At 58.7% G+C, this 15,120-nt stretch carries 13 protein-coding genes and 2 pseudogenes; 6 read left to right on the top strand and 9 right to left on the bottom strand.

What is annotated here, in order from left to right:
* Nucleotides 1–15 precede the first annotated feature (15 nt).
* Complete coding sequence (locus BN1135_RS09485) at nucleotides 16–1,188, top strand: MFS transporter (protein WP_042020585.1); 1,173 nt, start codon at nucleotides 16–18, stop codon at nucleotides 1,186–1,188.
* A gap of 15 nt (nucleotides 1,189–1,203) precedes the next feature.
* Here the strand turns inward: BN1135_RS09485 and BN1135_RS09490 are convergent, their stop codons facing one another.
* The gene (locus BN1135_RS09490) at nucleotides 1,204–2,118 is read right to left on the bottom strand and encodes a LysR family transcriptional regulator (RefSeq protein ID WP_042020588.1); all 915 of its coding nucleotides are present in this window, start codon (nucleotides 2,116–2,118) and stop codon (nucleotides 1,204–1,206) included.
* 154 nt (nucleotides 2,119–2,272) lie between these two features.
* Nucleotides 2,273–3,028 (bottom strand): YciK family oxidoreductase, encoded by a 756-nt coding sequence (locus tag BN1135_RS09495; RefSeq protein ID WP_005334909.1) that lies wholly within the window; start codon nucleotides 3,026–3,028, stop codon nucleotides 2,273–2,275.
* Between the two features lie 222 nt (nucleotides 3,029–3,250).
* On the opposite strand from BN1135_RS09495, the gene sohB reads away from it, so the two are divergent.
* Together sohB and BN1135_RS09505 are read left to right on the top strand one after the other, a co-directional pair.
* Nucleotides 3,251–4,258 (top strand): protease SohB, encoded by a 1,008-nt coding sequence (sohB, locus tag BN1135_RS09500; RefSeq protein ID WP_042020589.1) that lies wholly within the window; start codon nucleotides 3,251–3,253, stop codon nucleotides 4,256–4,258.
* A 156-nt stretch (nucleotides 4,259–4,414) separates the two neighbouring features.
* Complete coding sequence (locus BN1135_RS09505; protein WP_263053671.1) at nucleotides 4,415–5,683, top strand: MFS transporter; 1,269 nt, start codon at nucleotides 4,415–4,417, stop codon at nucleotides 5,681–5,683.
* 34 nt (nucleotides 5,684–5,717) lie between these two features.
* Here BN1135_RS09505 and BN1135_RS09510 read toward each other — a convergent pair whose 3' ends face one another.
* Both BN1135_RS09510 and BN1135_RS09515 read right to left on the bottom strand, forming a co-directional pair.
* Nucleotides 5,718–6,800: a diguanylate cyclase gene (locus tag BN1135_RS09510; protein ID WP_042020591.1), complete on the bottom strand. Its 1,083-nt coding sequence runs from the start codon at nucleotides 6,798–6,800 to the stop codon at nucleotides 5,718–5,720.
* A gap of 175 nt (nucleotides 6,801–6,975) precedes the next feature.
* On the bottom strand, nucleotides 6,976–7,329 hold the full coding sequence (locus BN1135_RS09515) for a DsrE/DsrF/TusD sulfur relay family protein (RefSeq protein WP_042020592.1): 354 nt from the start codon (nucleotides 7,327–7,329) through the stop codon (nucleotides 6,976–6,978).
* A gap of 158 nt (nucleotides 7,330–7,487) precedes the next feature.
* On the opposite strand from BN1135_RS09515, the gene BN1135_RS09520 reads away from it, so the two are divergent.
* Nucleotides 7,488–7,880, top strand: a complete 393-nt coding sequence (locus BN1135_RS09520) for a DUF1090 domain-containing protein (protein WP_042020593.1) — start codon at nucleotides 7,488–7,490, stop codon at nucleotides 7,878–7,880.
* A gap of 74 nt (nucleotides 7,881–7,954) precedes the next feature.
* Here the strand turns inward: BN1135_RS09520 and BN1135_RS22700 are convergent.
* The 4 genes and pseudogenes from BN1135_RS22700 to BN1135_RS09535 form a co-directional block, all read right to left on the bottom strand.
* Nucleotides 7,955–8,038: pseudogene (locus BN1135_RS22700) on the bottom strand (YfhL family 4Fe-4S dicluster ferredoxin); the annotation flags it as partial.
* Between the two features lie 24 nt (nucleotides 8,039–8,062).
* The gene (locus BN1135_RS09525) at nucleotides 8,063–8,311 is read right to left on the bottom strand and encodes a YfhL family 4Fe-4S dicluster ferredoxin (RefSeq protein ID WP_042020594.1); all 249 of its coding nucleotides are present in this window, start codon (nucleotides 8,309–8,311) and stop codon (nucleotides 8,063–8,065) included.
* 1 nt (nucleotide 8,312) lies between these two features.
* Nucleotides 8,313–9,674, bottom strand: a complete 1,362-nt coding sequence (gene trhP / locus BN1135_RS09530; RefSeq protein WP_042020596.1) for a prephenate-dependent tRNA uridine(34) hydroxylase TrhP — start codon at nucleotides 9,672–9,674, stop codon at nucleotides 8,313–8,315.
* Nucleotides 9,675–9,934: 260 nt separating this feature from the next.
* A complete protein-coding gene (locus tag BN1135_RS09535) occupies nucleotides 9,935–10,672 on the bottom strand; it encodes an EAL domain-containing protein (RefSeq protein ID WP_042020778.1) in 738 nt (245 codons plus the stop codon).
* Between the two features lie 237 nt (nucleotides 10,673–10,909).
* Here BN1135_RS09535 and BN1135_RS09540 point away from each other — a divergent pair.
* A pseudogene (locus BN1135_RS09540) lies at nucleotides 10,910–11,631 on the top strand (hypothetical protein).
* A 30-nt stretch (nucleotides 11,632–11,661) separates the two neighbouring features.
* Nucleotides 11,662–14,838, top strand: coding sequence for a CS1 type fimbrial major subunit (locus tag BN1135_RS09545; RefSeq protein WP_189987084.1), 3,177 nt, complete (start codon nucleotides 11,662–11,664; stop codon nucleotides 14,836–14,838).
* Here the strand turns inward: BN1135_RS09545 and BN1135_RS09550 are convergent.
* Nucleotides 14,812–15,102: a hypothetical protein gene (locus BN1135_RS09550; protein WP_042020598.1), complete on the bottom strand. Its 291-nt coding sequence runs from the start codon at nucleotides 15,100–15,102 to the stop codon at nucleotides 14,812–14,814. The genes BN1135_RS09545 and BN1135_RS09550 overlap by 27 nt on opposite strands.
* Nucleotides 15,103–15,120 lie beyond the last annotated feature (18 nt).

Below are 15,120 nucleotides of genomic sequence, written 5' to 3' on the forward strand. Positions count from 1 at the left end.
ATCAGTGGTAACGCAATGAGCTTGTCGATAGCGGCGGTAAAACGTCCGGATCCGGTGTCCCTTTCATTTCTGGCGGTGACCTTCATGACCGGCGTCGCGGTGGCGCTGCAGGTGCCGACCTTGAGCCTGTTTCTGGCCGAGGAGGTGCAGGTGCGCCCCGTTCTGGTGGGGCTTTTTTACACCATCAATGCGGTGGTGGGCATTCTGGTCAGCCAGTGGCTGGGTCATCGCTCCGACAACAAGGGGGATCGCAAGCGACTGATCCTGCGCTGCTGTTTTGCCGGAGTTGCCCTTTCGCTGCTGTTTGCCTGGAACCGCAACTACTGGTTATTGGCGAGTCTGGGGGTGTTGCTGGCGGCACTGGCGGCCACCGCTAGCCCACAGCTGTTTGCCCTGGCGCGGGAGTATTCTGACAGCCGTAACAAGCGGGCAGACATGTTCAGCTCGGTGATGCGGGCTCAATTTTCTCTGGCCTGGGTCATAGGCCCGCCCATCGCCTTTGCGCTGGCCATAGGCTATGGCTTCGAGCTGATGTACCTTGCCTCGGCGCTGGCCTATCTGCTCTGCGCATTTGTGGTGTGGCGCTGGTTACCCTCCCTGCCGCTACCCAAAATGGCTGAAGAGACCGAGCGGGTCAGCAGCTGGCGGGATCCGGCCGTGCGGGCGCTCTTTATCGCCTCCACCCTGATGTGGACCTGCAACAGCATGTACCTCATCAATATGCCGCTTTATATCACCCGGGAGTTGGGACTGGATGAGAAGCTCGCAGGGATATTGATGGGCACTGCCGCTGCCATCGAGATCCCCTTTATGTTGCTGGCAGGCTACTACACGGCCCGTTTTGGCAAGCGCCCCATGATGTTGCTGGCGGTGTTGTCCGGCGCTTTTTTTTATACCGGACTGGTGACCCTCACTGATCAATACGCCCTGATTGGGCTGCAACTATTCAATGCCATTTTCATCGGCATAGTGGCGGGAATCGGCATGTCTTACTTTCAGGATCTGATGCCGGGACGGGCAGGAGTGGCGACCACCCTGTTTGCCAACAGCATCCGTACCGGTTCCATTATGGCGGGGGCCATCGCCGGTGTGGTGGCGGAGGTGTGGAGTTTTCACGGGGTCTTTATGGTGGCACTGGTATTGGCGCTGGTGGCACTGGCCGCCTGCTGGCGGGTGCCCAACGTCTGACGGGGGATTTAGCTGTTACTTGCCGTGCCGGGGCTGGGCGTGCGGGAGCTGGGATGACTCACTCTGATATTCGTTGCGCAGGCAGCGCAGCAGCAGTTCGGTAGCGGGGCCGAGGGATTCGGGAGAGAGGGTCAGCAGATAGGTGTAGAGGTGGCGCTCGTTGCCACTCTCCAGATCCAGCTGTATGAGTGAACCTTCCGCCAGCTCCCGCTCCACCAGATGGCGCGGCAGCCAGGCGTAGCCAAGGCCAAGACGCAGCATGGCGGTCACTTCGTGGTAGTGGGTGGCCTTCCAGCCGATGTCATCCGCATCGTTCCAGTCTACCGAGCGGTGAATGGGGGGATGCAGGCTTATCTGGTTGTGGCCGGTCAATACGTCGCTGCGGATCGCGCCCTTCTCCTGTGCCAGCGGATGGCTGGCGGCGCAGAGGGGCAGCAGGGATACCTCGTCCAGCGGCAGGCCTGCCCGATCGCCGGGCAGGTGCTCGGAGAGCATCAGGTCTCCCGGTTGCAGGGCATTGAAGTGGCAGTGAATACGTTCGTGCAGATTGACCCGGCAACCCCGGCTGCGGGGATAGAAGCTGGCCAGCGCCCGATAGAGGCGATCCCTTGGCTGCAACGCCGAGACATAGAGGTTGATCTGCGGCTCCCAATGGCGCTCTAAATTGTTGGCCAGATTCTCCAGCTCTTCCACCTGCTGGCTCAACTGACGGGCCCGCTTGAGGAAGATCTCTCCCGCAGGGGTCAGCACCGCCTTGCGACCGCGCACCTCCAGCAAGGGCACCCCCAAACTCTGCTGCAACTTCGCAACCGCATGATTGAGGGAGGATTGGCTCTTATTCAGCGCCTCAGCCGCCTGGGCGTAGCCGCCGCAATCGACTACCGCCTGAAAGATCCGCCATTGCTCAAACGTGCTCTTGGGACGAAACATAATTCAACCTGATTGGAGATAGGATGGTCAGGGGCTGCTACAGGGAGCCGGAGCTCCCTATTCAATTTAATCCCTGCGGCACAACACTCTGGGTATTTTATTGATTTATTTGGGCTGGGCCACGCAACTTGTTTATTTAGGCTGCGCCATCTGTTTATTTCGGCTGAGCCACAAAGGTCTGGCCGGTTTTGCCGCGGCTGTCTGATCCCATCAGGTAGAGGTAGAGCGGCATCAGATCGGCCGGGGTCTTGAGGTTCATGGGATCTTCCGCCGGGAAGGCGCTGGCGCGCATCTTGGTACGGGTGCCGCCCGGATTGAGGGTATTGACCCGCACGCCGGTGTTCTCCAGCTCGTCGGCCAGCACTTCCATCATCCCCTCGATGGCGAATTTGGAGATGGCATAGGTACCCCAGTAGGCGCGCCCTTTGCGCCCCACGCTGGAGGAGGTGTAGACAATGGAGGCATCGCCCTGCGCCTTGGCGGTCTGGCGCAGCAGTGGCAGCAGCGCCTGAGTCAGCAGGAATTCCGATTTGACGTTGACCTGCATCACCTCGTCCCACTCCTTCTCCTGAATGTGTTCAAACGGGGATAGGGTGCCAAGCAGACCGGCATTGAACAGCACGCCGTCGAGGCGGCCAAACTGCTGGGCGAAGGTTTCGGCCATGCCACGGTAGTGGGCGGCGGTGGCCCCTTTCAGATCCACCGGCACGATGGCGGGCAGCGGATAACCGGCGGCTTCAATCTGGTCATACACGGCTTCGAGTTTGGCGCTGGTGCGGCCGAGCAGGATCACGGTGGCACCGTGGGCGGCGTAGGTGAGGGCGGCTTCGCGGCCGATCCCGTCGCCGGCACCGGTGACCAGAATGACTTTATCCTTGAGCAGATCGCGGGGCGCCTGATAATCGAGCATGACAACTCCTGTTAACAAATTCCGGCCATAAGTGCATGGCAATCGGCGCCAAGTGTACTGATCCGCGCGCCTGTTTGACCAGCTAGCGACAAGAAAAATGTGAACAAAATAGAGAGGTTGTGATGGTACAGTTGGTTTTTCGGCACGCTGACTGCGATTTTTTGCGCGCATCCGCCAAACTCCCTAGAATGTGACGAAAACCGATCCATTCTGGAGTCCATCGTGACATTTCTGACCGAATACGGCCTGTTTCTGGCCAAGACAGTGACTTTCCTGCTGGCCATCGGCGCCATCATCCTGATGATCGTCAGCAGCCGCCAGCCGAAAGCGCGCAAGGGAGAGCTGGTGGTGACCGATCTTTCGAGCGAGCTGGAGCAGGGGCAGTTTGCGCTCAAGAGCGCGCTGGCCAGCAAGGCCGAGCGCAAGGTGCTGGAAAAGCAGCAGAAAGAGGAACAGAAAAAGCGCGCCAAGGCGGGTGATGAGCGCAGCCGCCTGTTCGTGATCGATTTCAACGGCAGCATGGATGCCAAAGAGGTGGCCTCCCTGCGCGAGGAGGTGAGCGCGGTGATCGGCGTGGCCCAGCCCGGCGACGAGGTGCTGCTGCGGCTCGAATCCGGTGGCGGCGTGGTGCACGGTTACGGCTTGGCTGCCTCCCAGTTGCAGCGGCTGCGCGATCGTGACATCAAACTCACCGTGGCCATCGACAAGGTGGCGGCGAGCGGCGGCTACATGATGGCCTGTGTGGCGGATCAGATCCTGGCGGCCCCCTTTGCGATCGTCGGCTCCATCGGGGTGATCGCCCAGCTGCCGAACTTCAACAAGTTGCTGAAAAAGCACGACATCGAATTTGAAATGCACACCGCCGGCCAGTACAAGCGCACCATCACCATGTTCGGTGAGAACGACGATCTGGGGCGCGAGAAGTTTCGCGAGGAGCTGACGGCGATCCACGAGCGCTTCAAGGCCTTTGTGGCCGAACACCGCCCGCAACTCGATATCGATCAGGTCACGACCGGTGAGCACTGGCTGGCGAGTCAGGCCAAGGGGCTGGGGCTGGTGGATACCCTCTGCACCAGCGATGACTACCTGCTGGCGCAGGCCAGCCACCACAAGGTGATCGGCATCAGCTATCGCAAGCCAAAAAGCCTGGCCCAGAAGCTGGGGCAGCAGGGCGCTCAGGCGCTCGAAGCCGGATTGGGCCGTCTGTGGCAACAGAGCCCCTGGCGCTAAGCCCACCCCTCTGGCATTAGCCCGAGGGGAATCCCGTGATAAAAAGGCCAGCCGATGCCCACCGGCTGGCCTTTTTGCATCCGGTTGCACCTTGTCGGTGAGCGAGCGTTGTTTCTATTGAAGCCCTCTGTTACAACTGAATGCTTTCCCCGTTTAATGAAGGATCTTGTGGTAACAGCTGCGGGGTCATGGAGCATAGCTATGTTATGGAGCACCTTCAGGCACTTTACCCCGCTGGTCTGGATCGTCATTCTGGGCACCTTCATGGTGCGCACCAGCTACTACATGGTGTGGCCCTTCCTCTCCATCCTGCTCTATCGGGAGTATGACCTGTCGGCCACCTTCATCGGCCTGTTGCTGGGGGGCTCTATGGCCCTCTCCACTCTGGTGAGTTTTTATGGCGGCTGGCTCTCTGATCGCTTCGGGCGGCGCAGCATACTGCTGACCGGTTGTCTGGTGGCGATGCTCTGTTTCGGCCTGCTCGGTTTTTCGCACACTGTGTTCTGGCTCGGGATCGGGGTGATGGGCAGTGGCCTCTCGTCGGGGCTCATCGATGCCCCCGGCAAGGCATTGATGGCTGACAGTCTGGCCTCGGCCAAGGCGCGGGAGCTGGCACTGCACCTGCGCTATTTTTTGCTCAACCTGGGGGCCGCGCTGGGGCCGCTGCTCGGGGTGACCCTCGGGATCAACGCCCAGCAGGAGACCTTCCTGTTTTTGGTGGTGAGCTATCTGCTGCTGGCGCTGGCCTTTGGCTGGGGATTTCGCCAGGCCGGTAGCACTGGCAAGCCGGGGACGGCTGGCCCCGGCTTGCGGGATGCCATCAAGGTGTTGCTGGCGGATCGCGCCTTCCTGCTGCTGGTGATGGCCAACCTGTTGATGGTGCTGGTCTACTCCCAGTTTCACTCGCCGCTGGTGCAATACCTGACCCGGGCTGGCATGCCGCAGGTGGCCGAGCTGATTGCCCTGCTGGTGGCGACCAATGCCCTCACCGTGGTGCTGCTGCAATTTCCGCTGCTGCGGTTGCTGTCGCGCTGGCCGGTGCGGGTGCGGCTTCATATCGGTATGGCGCTGTTTCTGGCGGCCCAGCTGCTCTTCGCGCTGGGAGACCCGACGGTGCGCAGCCACTGGTTTGGCGCCGTGCTGCTGCTCAGCATCGGCGAGACCATTCTGTTCCCTCTGCTCAACGTGCTGATCGACCAGATGGCCCCCGCTCATCTCAAGGGGAGCTATTTTGGTGCCAGCGCGCTGGCCGGGTTGGGAGGGGCTGCAGGCGCCCTACTGGGAGGCTGGATCCTCGAGCAGTGGAGCGGCCAGCTGCTCTATGTGCTGATGGCGCTGCTCTGTGTGGCGATTTTTGTGCTTTATGAGTGGGGGGCCAGAGTACAGCGTCCCGCTGCGGCCACGTCTGTGGTGGAGCGGAACTGACCCGGTTAACGCAGGGATCCTTGATGCTGAATGTTCAGTGAGTGCTACCCGGTGTCTTTTCTTTGAGCGCTTTCTTGGCTGCGTACATCCTCTCGTCTGCCAGCCGGATCAGGTTTAGCCCGTCGTCGTAGTGCTCCGGCCCGGTCTGCACTATGCCGATGCTGAGGGTGAGATTGCCCAACTGTTCCTTGACGGTGTTGACCAATCGTTTGAGATAGATATCCCGCGCCTGACTCTCGTTGCAGTTGGGCAGGATCAGGCAGAACTCGTCTCCGCCATAACGAAAGCAGCTGTCTTCGGCGCGAAAGACCTGACGGATGCAGTGGCCGACGATACGCAGGATCTCGTCGCCGCGCTGGTGTCCTTCGGTATCGTTGATTTGCTTGAAGTTGTCGATATCGAGATAGGCGAGGGTCATGGGTTCGGCACGGCGCTGACAGGTGCGCAGGCTCAACAGCAACAGCTCGTTGAGGTGGCGAACGTTGAGCAATCCGGTCAGGGCATCGGTGCGGTTCAGCTCCTCCAGCTGCCTGGTCCGTTCGCGTACTTTCTGCTCCAGACTCTTGGCATAGTTCTCTGACTTCTCTCTGGAGGACTCTATTTCCGACACCAGACTGCGAATGTAGGTTTCAAAGACCAGGGTGATGTCGAACAGAAAGAGCTTGTCCAGTGCGGCCAGCATGACGAGGCGCTCCGGTTCATCGTGGATCTGCTCGAAAATATCCTCGATCAGCAGGGCCTTGAGGGTGTTGATGGCGGCCAGATAGAGCTTGGGTTCGACCCCGATCCGCTTGTGAACCAGCCCGATCCGCAGCCGGTTGTTGACGTACTCCAGATCGTAATGGCCGCTGAAGAGATCGAGCACATAACGCCGTTGCGCGGTGCGTAACCGGATGAGGGTGTCGGCATCCCCGATCAGCAGGGCGATTTCGGTGATGGCCGTCTGTTGCTGGTAGAAGCGATCGACCAGGGCATCGATCCGTGGTTCTATCTTGCTGCAATAGCTTGCCAGCCGTACTACATCCTGTTCATTGAGCAGCAATAACTCCTTGCGATGGGCAATCTCGAATTCGGTGATCCTCATCTGTTCAAGCAGGGTCTGTTCGGTCGGATTCATCGTCGTCCTCGGTCTATGACTGGGCATTACGCTGTCCGTGAGGTGGGACAAGCAAGAAAGAGTCTCAATTGATAGTGTAGTCAGTGAGACTGGCGGCGCGCGCAATGCCCCCGCGTGGCGGGGGACATGGAGGGTCAGATGAGGGCTAAAGAGGCAAGAGATCCGGAGGTTGTGATCAGAAGGTCAGCACCTTGTCGGCGGCCAGGGTCCACTGGGCCAGCATCGGCAGGGTACCGACCTCAATCCCCTCGATCAGCGGCAGGGCTGTGATGCCACGGGCATCGGTGCAGGTCTTGCACAGGCGGATGGTGACCCCTTGAGCCAGCAGGATCTCCAGCATCTGGCGCAGGTTGTACCCTTCAGCCGGAGCCTGACCGGCCAGTGCCGCGTTCACCGCATCGGACATCAGGAACAACTTCAGGCTGGCGCCACCCTGTTCGTTAAGGGCGATAGCGAGACGCAGGGCGTTGAACAGGGATTCGCTGCCGTAGGGTGCGCCGTTGGCAATCACCACAATCTGTTGATTCATAAGAGACTCCTGATCCTAAAAAGCGTCATTGTAGAACCAATCGGGTGACGATTGCGTGATGTTGCACAACTTCTGTCGCACCTTTTCCCTGCTTGCTTGACCCGTGGGCGGAACGCGGTTCTTATTGTCAGTTCGCAAACATGACCGGGTGAATCGAGATGTGGAAAGTGGTGGGAATAGGGTTGCTACTGTTGGCGGGTCAGGCCTCTGGCAGTGAAGCGGTCGGTTGCAAGGCGCATCTGCAGGCCGTCAACGACCAGCTGGTGTTTGCCAAAGCACATAACAATGCCGGACAGACCGCCGGGCTGGAGCAGGCCGCGCGCAATATCAAGGCCAACTGCACCGACGAGGGGCTGCTCAAGGAACAGAAAGAGCGAGTTCACAAGCTGCGTGGCGAGGTGGACGAGCGTCTGCTCGAGTTGCAGGAGGCAAGAGTGAGTGGCAAGCCGGAGAAAATTGCCAAGCAGCAGGCCAAGCTGGAGGAGTCCCAGACCAAGATGCTGGAGGCCCAGCGCGAGCTGGATCAGCAGATCCGGCTGGTCGGTAAGTGATAGCCTGCCACTGAACGCAGGATCAAAAAAGGCCGATTGCTCGGCCTTTTTTCGTTTTACCGTCTGTGTATCCGCTACTGCCGGTGCATCCGCACGAACTTCTCCATCAGCTGATCGTCGGTTTTCACATGGGCGGGATCCCGGAAGATGCAGTCCATGTAGAGCAGGCGCTGATGCCGGAGTTACTGCCTGTGCATCCGCACAAACTTCTCCATCAGCTGATCTTCCGTTTCCACATGAGCGGGATCCCAGATGATGCAATCGATAGGGCAGACGCTGATACAGGTCGGTTTCTCATAGTGACCGACGCACTCGGTGCAGCGACTGGGGTCGATCTCGTAGATCTCCTCGCCAAGCGTGATGGCCTGGTTGGGGCACTCGGGATCGCACATGTCACAGTTGATGCACTTGTCGGTGATGAGCAGTGACATTTCAAGCGGCCGAATGAGGCTGACGGGTATCCTGACGCTCGCCGAGATTGCGCAGCAGGATGCCGAAGTTGACGTCAACTTCTTTCGGCACAGGTACATAGACCACGTGGCCGTTGCCCGGCGCGGTATCAATCAGCTCGCCCTTGCGGTTCTGCATCTGCTCCAGATTGAAGCTGAGGTTGCCCTGCGGGGTCATCAGCTCCAGGCTGTTGCCCACCAGGAACTTGTTCTTCACCTCGACCTCGACCATGTCGCCGTTACGACCGGTGATCTCGCCGACAAACTGCTGGGTGTCGGAGACGGAGTAGCCGTAGTCGTAGTTCTGGTACTCGCTGTGGTTGTGACGGCGCAGGAAGCCCTCGGTGTAGCCGCGGTGGGCCAGATTTTCGAGGGTGCCCATCAGGCTGCGATCGAACGGACGGCCCGCCACTGCATCGTCGATGGCCTTGCGGTAGACCTGAGCGGTACGGGCGCAGTAGTAGAAGGACTTGGTACGGCCTTCGATTTTCAGTGAGTGAACGCCCATCTTGGTCAGTCGCTCAACGTGCTCGACCGCGCGCAAGTCCTTGGAGTTCATGATGTAGGTGCCGTGCTCGTCCTCGAACGCGCTCATGTACTCGCCCGGGCGGTTGGACTCTTCCAGCAGCACCAGCGCATCGGTCGGTTTGCCAAGGCCTAGCGTGTTGTCCGGGCGAATGGCGATGGGCTCCTGACGGTGGACGATCTGGCCCACGTCATCTTCTTTACCTTCGTGCACCTTGTACTCCCAGCGGCAGGAGTTGGTGCAGGTGCCCTGGTTAGGATCACGCTTGTTGATGTAGCCGGAGAGCAGGCAGCGGCCGGAGTAGGCCATGCACAGAGCGCCGTGGACGAACACTTCCAGCTCCATCTCCGGCACCTGCATGCGGATCTCTTCGATCTCGTCCAGCGACAGCTCACGGGAGAGGATGGCGCGGGTCAGGCCCATCTGATGCCAGAACTTCACCGTGGCCCAGTTGACCGCGTTGGCCTGCACCGAGAGGTGAACCGGCATATCCGGGAAGGCTTCGCGCATCATCATGATGAGACCGGGGTCGGACATGATCAGCGCATCCGGCTTCATCTCCACCACAGGGCGCATATCGCGGATAAAGGTCTTGAGCTTGGAGTTGTGGGGCTGGATGTTGGCCACCACATAGAACTGCTTGCCCAGCGCATGGGCTTCGTTGATGCCCAGCTGCAGGTTTTCGTGATCGAATTCGTTGTTGCGCACCCGCAGGCTGTAGCGGGGCTGGCCGGCATAGACAGCATCGGCGCCATAGGCATAGGCGTAACGCATGTTCTTGAGGGAACCTGCGGGGGAGAGCAATTCTGGTTTAAACATGGCGGACTCTTTATATCTGATTGCAAATCAGGACGATGCCACCTGATGGCATCGTAGTGGTTGAGTAGCGGTGCAAGATGACCCTCCGAGAGGAGGCTCAATGCCGCGCGACCCGATGACGGCATATCCGGGGCCTATCTACAGAAGGTGCACCAGATATTCGGGGTGCGAGATTGTACTCGCCCCCACGTCATCATGCAATTTGGCAGCAAATCATTGGCTGCGCGAGCCGATAGGACGCCGATATGAAATAGCGCCGATCAGGCCCAACGGGAGAGGGGGGAAGGTATGGCGTAGGCGTAACCCTGCTGATAGTCACAACCGAGGCGGTTGGCTATCTCGATATGGGTCTGGTTTTCTACCCCTTCGCACACCACCTTCATGCCGAGCCGCTGCAGGTACTCCACCAGTCCGGTCAGCATGCGCAAGGCATGGCTACTCTTGGCCGCTTGCAGCAGCAGGGAGCGATCCAGCTTGATGATCTCGTAGGGGAGCGCCATCACTCGCTGAAAATTGCACTCCTGGGTGCCAAAGTCATCGCAGGCGATATGAGCACCGTGGCTGCGCAGTACTTCGATAAGAGACCGCTCCTTGCGCTGTAGCGGAGCGTACTCCACCACTTCGAACCAGATTGCGATATCCAGCTTGCGGGCTTGCAGCAGTACCAGCAGCAACAGGTTCTGATAGGTAGCACAACCCAGCGCCGGATTGAGGTTGATGGAGAGCATGCAGGACTTCCCTTTCGCCAGTGCTGGCAAGTCGCGCAGGATGGCCCTGAGCATCACGATATCCACATGCAGGGACTCGTCACCGCTGAGAGAGGGAAAGTCGATCCCCTGATAGCATTGGCGCTCGGGATCCCAGCGTCTGGCCAGCACTTCAAAGCCGATGACCAGATGGTCTCGATCCACGATGGGCTGGTAAAAGGGCACGGCAATGTCCGCTGTCGTCAGGGATGCCACGTTACTGACCGGAAACTCTTCTTTGAACGCAAACATGGCACTCACCTGTTGACGGATATGGTTGCCCATAATACAGGAGGGGCGGGAGGACGCTCTGTAGGAATCCTCTGATAATGTGGTCGAATCTGCCAAGTCAATATAGGACTATTCTGATTAACTTCCCCTCTGGTTATAAATAGACTGGCCCCAGTGATATGCAGCCAGTTTGTATTTTTCTAATCAATTATTCTGATAAGACAAACCACTGCATGTAAAAACCAGTCTGGAATCGTCATGAAGAAAATATATTTTATCTTGTCGCTGATATTCAGCGGCAACGCGCTGGCATCGGCCGAAATCAGCATAGGTACGCTTTATGACTATATGTCTGGCCAGCAGAGCACCTATTTGAAGCGCATTCGTAATCAGGGTGATGCGACCGCCTTCGTCAAGGTTGCCATTCACGAGATCACCTACGATGCGGCGGGCCAACCGCAGGAGTCAGCAGAGCTGACCGAGGGGCGCCGGACGCTGATTGCCAGCCCGTCCCGCATGATTATTCCGGCCAACGGGGTGCAGGCGACCCGGCTGCTGTTTATGGGAGAGCGGGACAAGGAGCGCTATTTCAGGGTCCGTTTTATTCCTGTGTTGCCAAAACAGGAGGATGGGTTCGATCTGGATGCCAATGCGGTTCAGGAGAATCAACAGCAAGTCTCGGCCGGGGTAAATATATTAACTGGCTTTGGTGCCATTATTTTCGTGATGCCAAAAGAGAATCATTTTGATACCCAATTTATAAAGACAGACACCATGACCACTGTCGTGAATAAAGGCAATGCCACCGTAGTGCTGGATTTTTTTGAAGAGTGCGATGGGCGGAAAAAAACTGTTCCACCCCAAGCAAAATCCATCTGTTGCCAAATATGCAGAAGCAACTGATGAAAAAGAGCGATCACCTTTATCGGTTTGAACTGATTGAGGGTGACAAGAGCAGAAACATGGTGATTGGTCACTGATGTTTCTTATATCCGAGAGAGGAGAGAGTGATGAAAGTATGGATAGCTGCGCCTCTGGCAATGCTGGTGTCGGCCAATCTGATGGCTGCCGAACGTATTGAGCATCAGGTCACGGTGACCGCCCAGATCCCGACCGAGGCTTTCTATGTACAGCCGACCGGCGGGGACAACTGGATGAGCACGCCGCAGAAGCTGGCCTACAACCCTTATACCAAGAAGCTGGACAAGCTGCATTATCCGAATGTCACACCCCGGCTCTTTGTCGATACGCACCGCGCATTGCAGGCGGTTGAACAAGGTCGGGCAGATGCCTATATCGGCAACCTCCATGTGGCCAATCTGTTTATCGAGCGTCACCCGGCGTTGGCGGTGGTCGCCCAGTCTCCCTTGTTGATGGAAACCCTGCATCTTGGCGTCGCCAGCCAGAAACACTCCCTTGCTATCCGGCTTGATACTGCCATTCAGGCGCTGACGGTCGAGGCGCGCAGTGAACTGGAGAAACGCTGGCTGGGGGAGAGCCTGGAGCCCAACTTCATGGGGCACAGCAATTTCTTGCTGCGCCCTGATGAGCGAGCCTGGCTCTCGATGCTGCCACAGCTAAAGCTGGGATTGATCCCCGGCTGGGTGCCCTTCTCTTATCACGATGAGGGTGGCAATCCGGTCGGCTTGATGGTGGATTATCTGGACGTGCTGCAAGAGACGCTGGGGCTGGCATACAGCCGTGTGCCGGTGCAGGGCTGGCCCGATCTGCAGCAGTTGCTGCTGCATCACGATGTGGATCTGGCGGTATTGCCCACCCGCATCATCGAGCGACTGGTTGGGTGGCATGCCAGCGAGCCCTTCGCATCATTCCCTATGGTACTGGTGACGGCGCGCGGCAGCCTGCCGATCGGGGATCTCTCCGATCTGGCTGGCAAAAAGCTGCTGCTGACCGACAGCATGCTGATCCCCCAGCTCAGGGCACTGGTGCCTGATCTTGAACTGACCACGACCCGCCATGCCAGCGAGGGGCTCGCCCGTGTCGCTGCAGGGGAGGGGGATGCCTATATCGGCAATCTGGTGGTGGTCTCCCGTCTTATCACCGAGCAGTTTGATGACCGACTCCATATTGCCGCGCCCACTCCCTTCAAGGATGAGCTGGCCGTTGCAGTACGTGAGCCTTACGCCCCCTTGCTGCCCTTGGTCAATCGGGTGTTTGCCAGCATGAGCGACAAGGAGAAGCGCCAGATCCGCAATAGCTGGCTGGCGCTGAACTATAGCGAGGGGATCCCCCGAGCAAAACTGTTGCGCACTTTGCTGCCCGCCGGGGTGGCGATCACGCTCTTTATTCTGGTGCTGTCGGTGGCTTACTGGCGGCTGCGTCAGGAGATAGTCCGTCGTCATCAGGTTGAGGCCGCACTGGCCAGAGCCAAGGCCAGGGCGGAGTCTGCCGCCACCCAGAAAGGGGAGTTTCTGGCCACCATGAGCCACGAAATTCGCACTCCGATGAATGGCATCGTCGGTATGGCGGAACAGCTCACCTTTACCGAGTTGACCCTGGATCAGCGCCAGATGGTGGAGGTCATCAACCGCGGTGCCCAGGGGCTGCATGCGCTGATCGACAACGTGCTCGACTTCGCCAAGCTGGAGGCGGGCAAGATGCAGCTCGAACAAGCTCCGTTTCTTGTCCGGGAGCTGCTCGACAGTGTGCTGACCATGACGGTGAGCGAGGTGCACCGCAAGGGGTTGCGCGTCTATCTGTGGGCGGATGCCGGTGTGGCGGCCCGGGTGAGCGGTGATGTGCTGCGTCTGCGCCAGATCCTCTTCAACTTTGTCAGCAATGCCATCAAGTTCACCGAGCGGGGCTTTATCGAGATCTCGGTGCAACTGCTGGCGCAAGGGGAGGGGCAGCAACAACTGCGGTTTGGCGTGCGCGACAGCGGTATTGGCATGAGCCCCGAGGCGCTTGGCCGGATCTTCAATGCCTTTGAGCAGGCGGAGAGCTCCACCACCCGCAGTTATGGTGGTACTGGCCTGGGGCTGAGTATCTGCCAGACCCTGGCCACCTTGATGGGGGGCGAGATCCGGCTGGAGAGTGCCCCAGGACTTGGCACTTTCATCACCCTGACGGTCACTCTGCCCGTCTTGGCACAGAGAGAGCCGGATCTTCGTCTCAACGGTGTGCAAGCCTACATCGATCTGCATGACGAGAAGCTGTGCCACACCCTGCTGTTGCATCTCGATGCACTGGGGGTGATGCGAACGTCGCAGTTTGGTGATGCCCGGTTGCGTTTCAGTGACCATGAGCTGGCGGCTGAGGGGAGCATCCGGGTGCTGCCGCTGGCGACCCCCCTCGGCTATCGCTGTGATGAGGGGCATTATCTGCTTAACAGCAACCCCATGACCTGGCATGCGGTGCGGGAGGTCTGTTATCGCCAGCTGGGCTTGAACGATGATCCTGCACCGCAATCGATGCGAAAGAGCGCACAGGGCGCGCCCATGCTGCCCTATCGGGTATTGCTGGTGGAAGATAATCCCCTCAACCAGTCGTTAGTGATACGTCAGCTCAGGCAGCTTGAGCTGAGTTGTGATCTGGCAGATCACGGCCAGCAAGCCCTCGAGATGGTCGCGCAGCACTCCTATGATCTGGTGCTCTGTGACTGCCAGATGCCGGTGATGGATGGTTATGAGTTCACCCGCAGGATACGGACTGCAGAAACAGGCGAGCGGCTGCTGATCATCGCCATGACGGCCAATGTGCTGCCGGAGCAGGCTACGCGCTGTTTTGCTGCCGGTATGGACGATCTGTTGGGCAAACCAGTGCTGCAGGATGCGCTGCGTCAGATGTTGCAGAAGTGGCAAATCTTACCCGCGCCAACCTTGATTGATGTAGCGGCCATGGCGGCATTCTTTGGGCAAGGTGACAAGTTGCGGCAGATGTTTCCGCTTTTTCGCCAGGAGCTTGAACAGTCGATGGCACAGGAGCCACTCGATGACAATGGATTGGCCAACTGGGTACATCGTCAGGCGGGAACCATCAGTATGATGATGGCGCCGCAGCTGGCTGAGCAGGCATGGCAATTGGAAGAAAAAATCCGCCAGTTTGGAGCGCCAGCTTGTACTGATGAGCTAACAAGGTTTCGTGCCCAATTACAGCAAATCATCGGTGAGTTGACGTTATTGAGCGAGAGAGATGGGCACTCAGTTATCGAGGGAGAACTGGAGTAAGTGGAACTGTTCACTCATAAAATTGCGGGGGCTGTGGCCATTGCCTGCGGTGGCCAGCCACTCCCAGTCCAGTTTTGGCGAGCCGGCTTTGAAGCGCTGATAGGCAACACCTTGATGGATGGTCAGAAAGAGGGTCGTGGGGAGCCCCAGCTTGTTGCTGTAGCGCACCATCAGCTCGCCCTGATAGTCGTTGCTGATTCTGACTTTGAGCGCCTGCAGTGTCAGACCGGTTGCATGGCCATGCTCGTCCCAGACTTCAAACATGATGTGAATACTCTGATG

This window comes from Aeromonas sobria (assembly GCF_000820145.1).
Taxonomy (GTDB): domain Bacteria; phylum Pseudomonadota; class Gammaproteobacteria; order Enterobacterales; family Aeromonadaceae; genus Aeromonas; species Aeromonas sobria.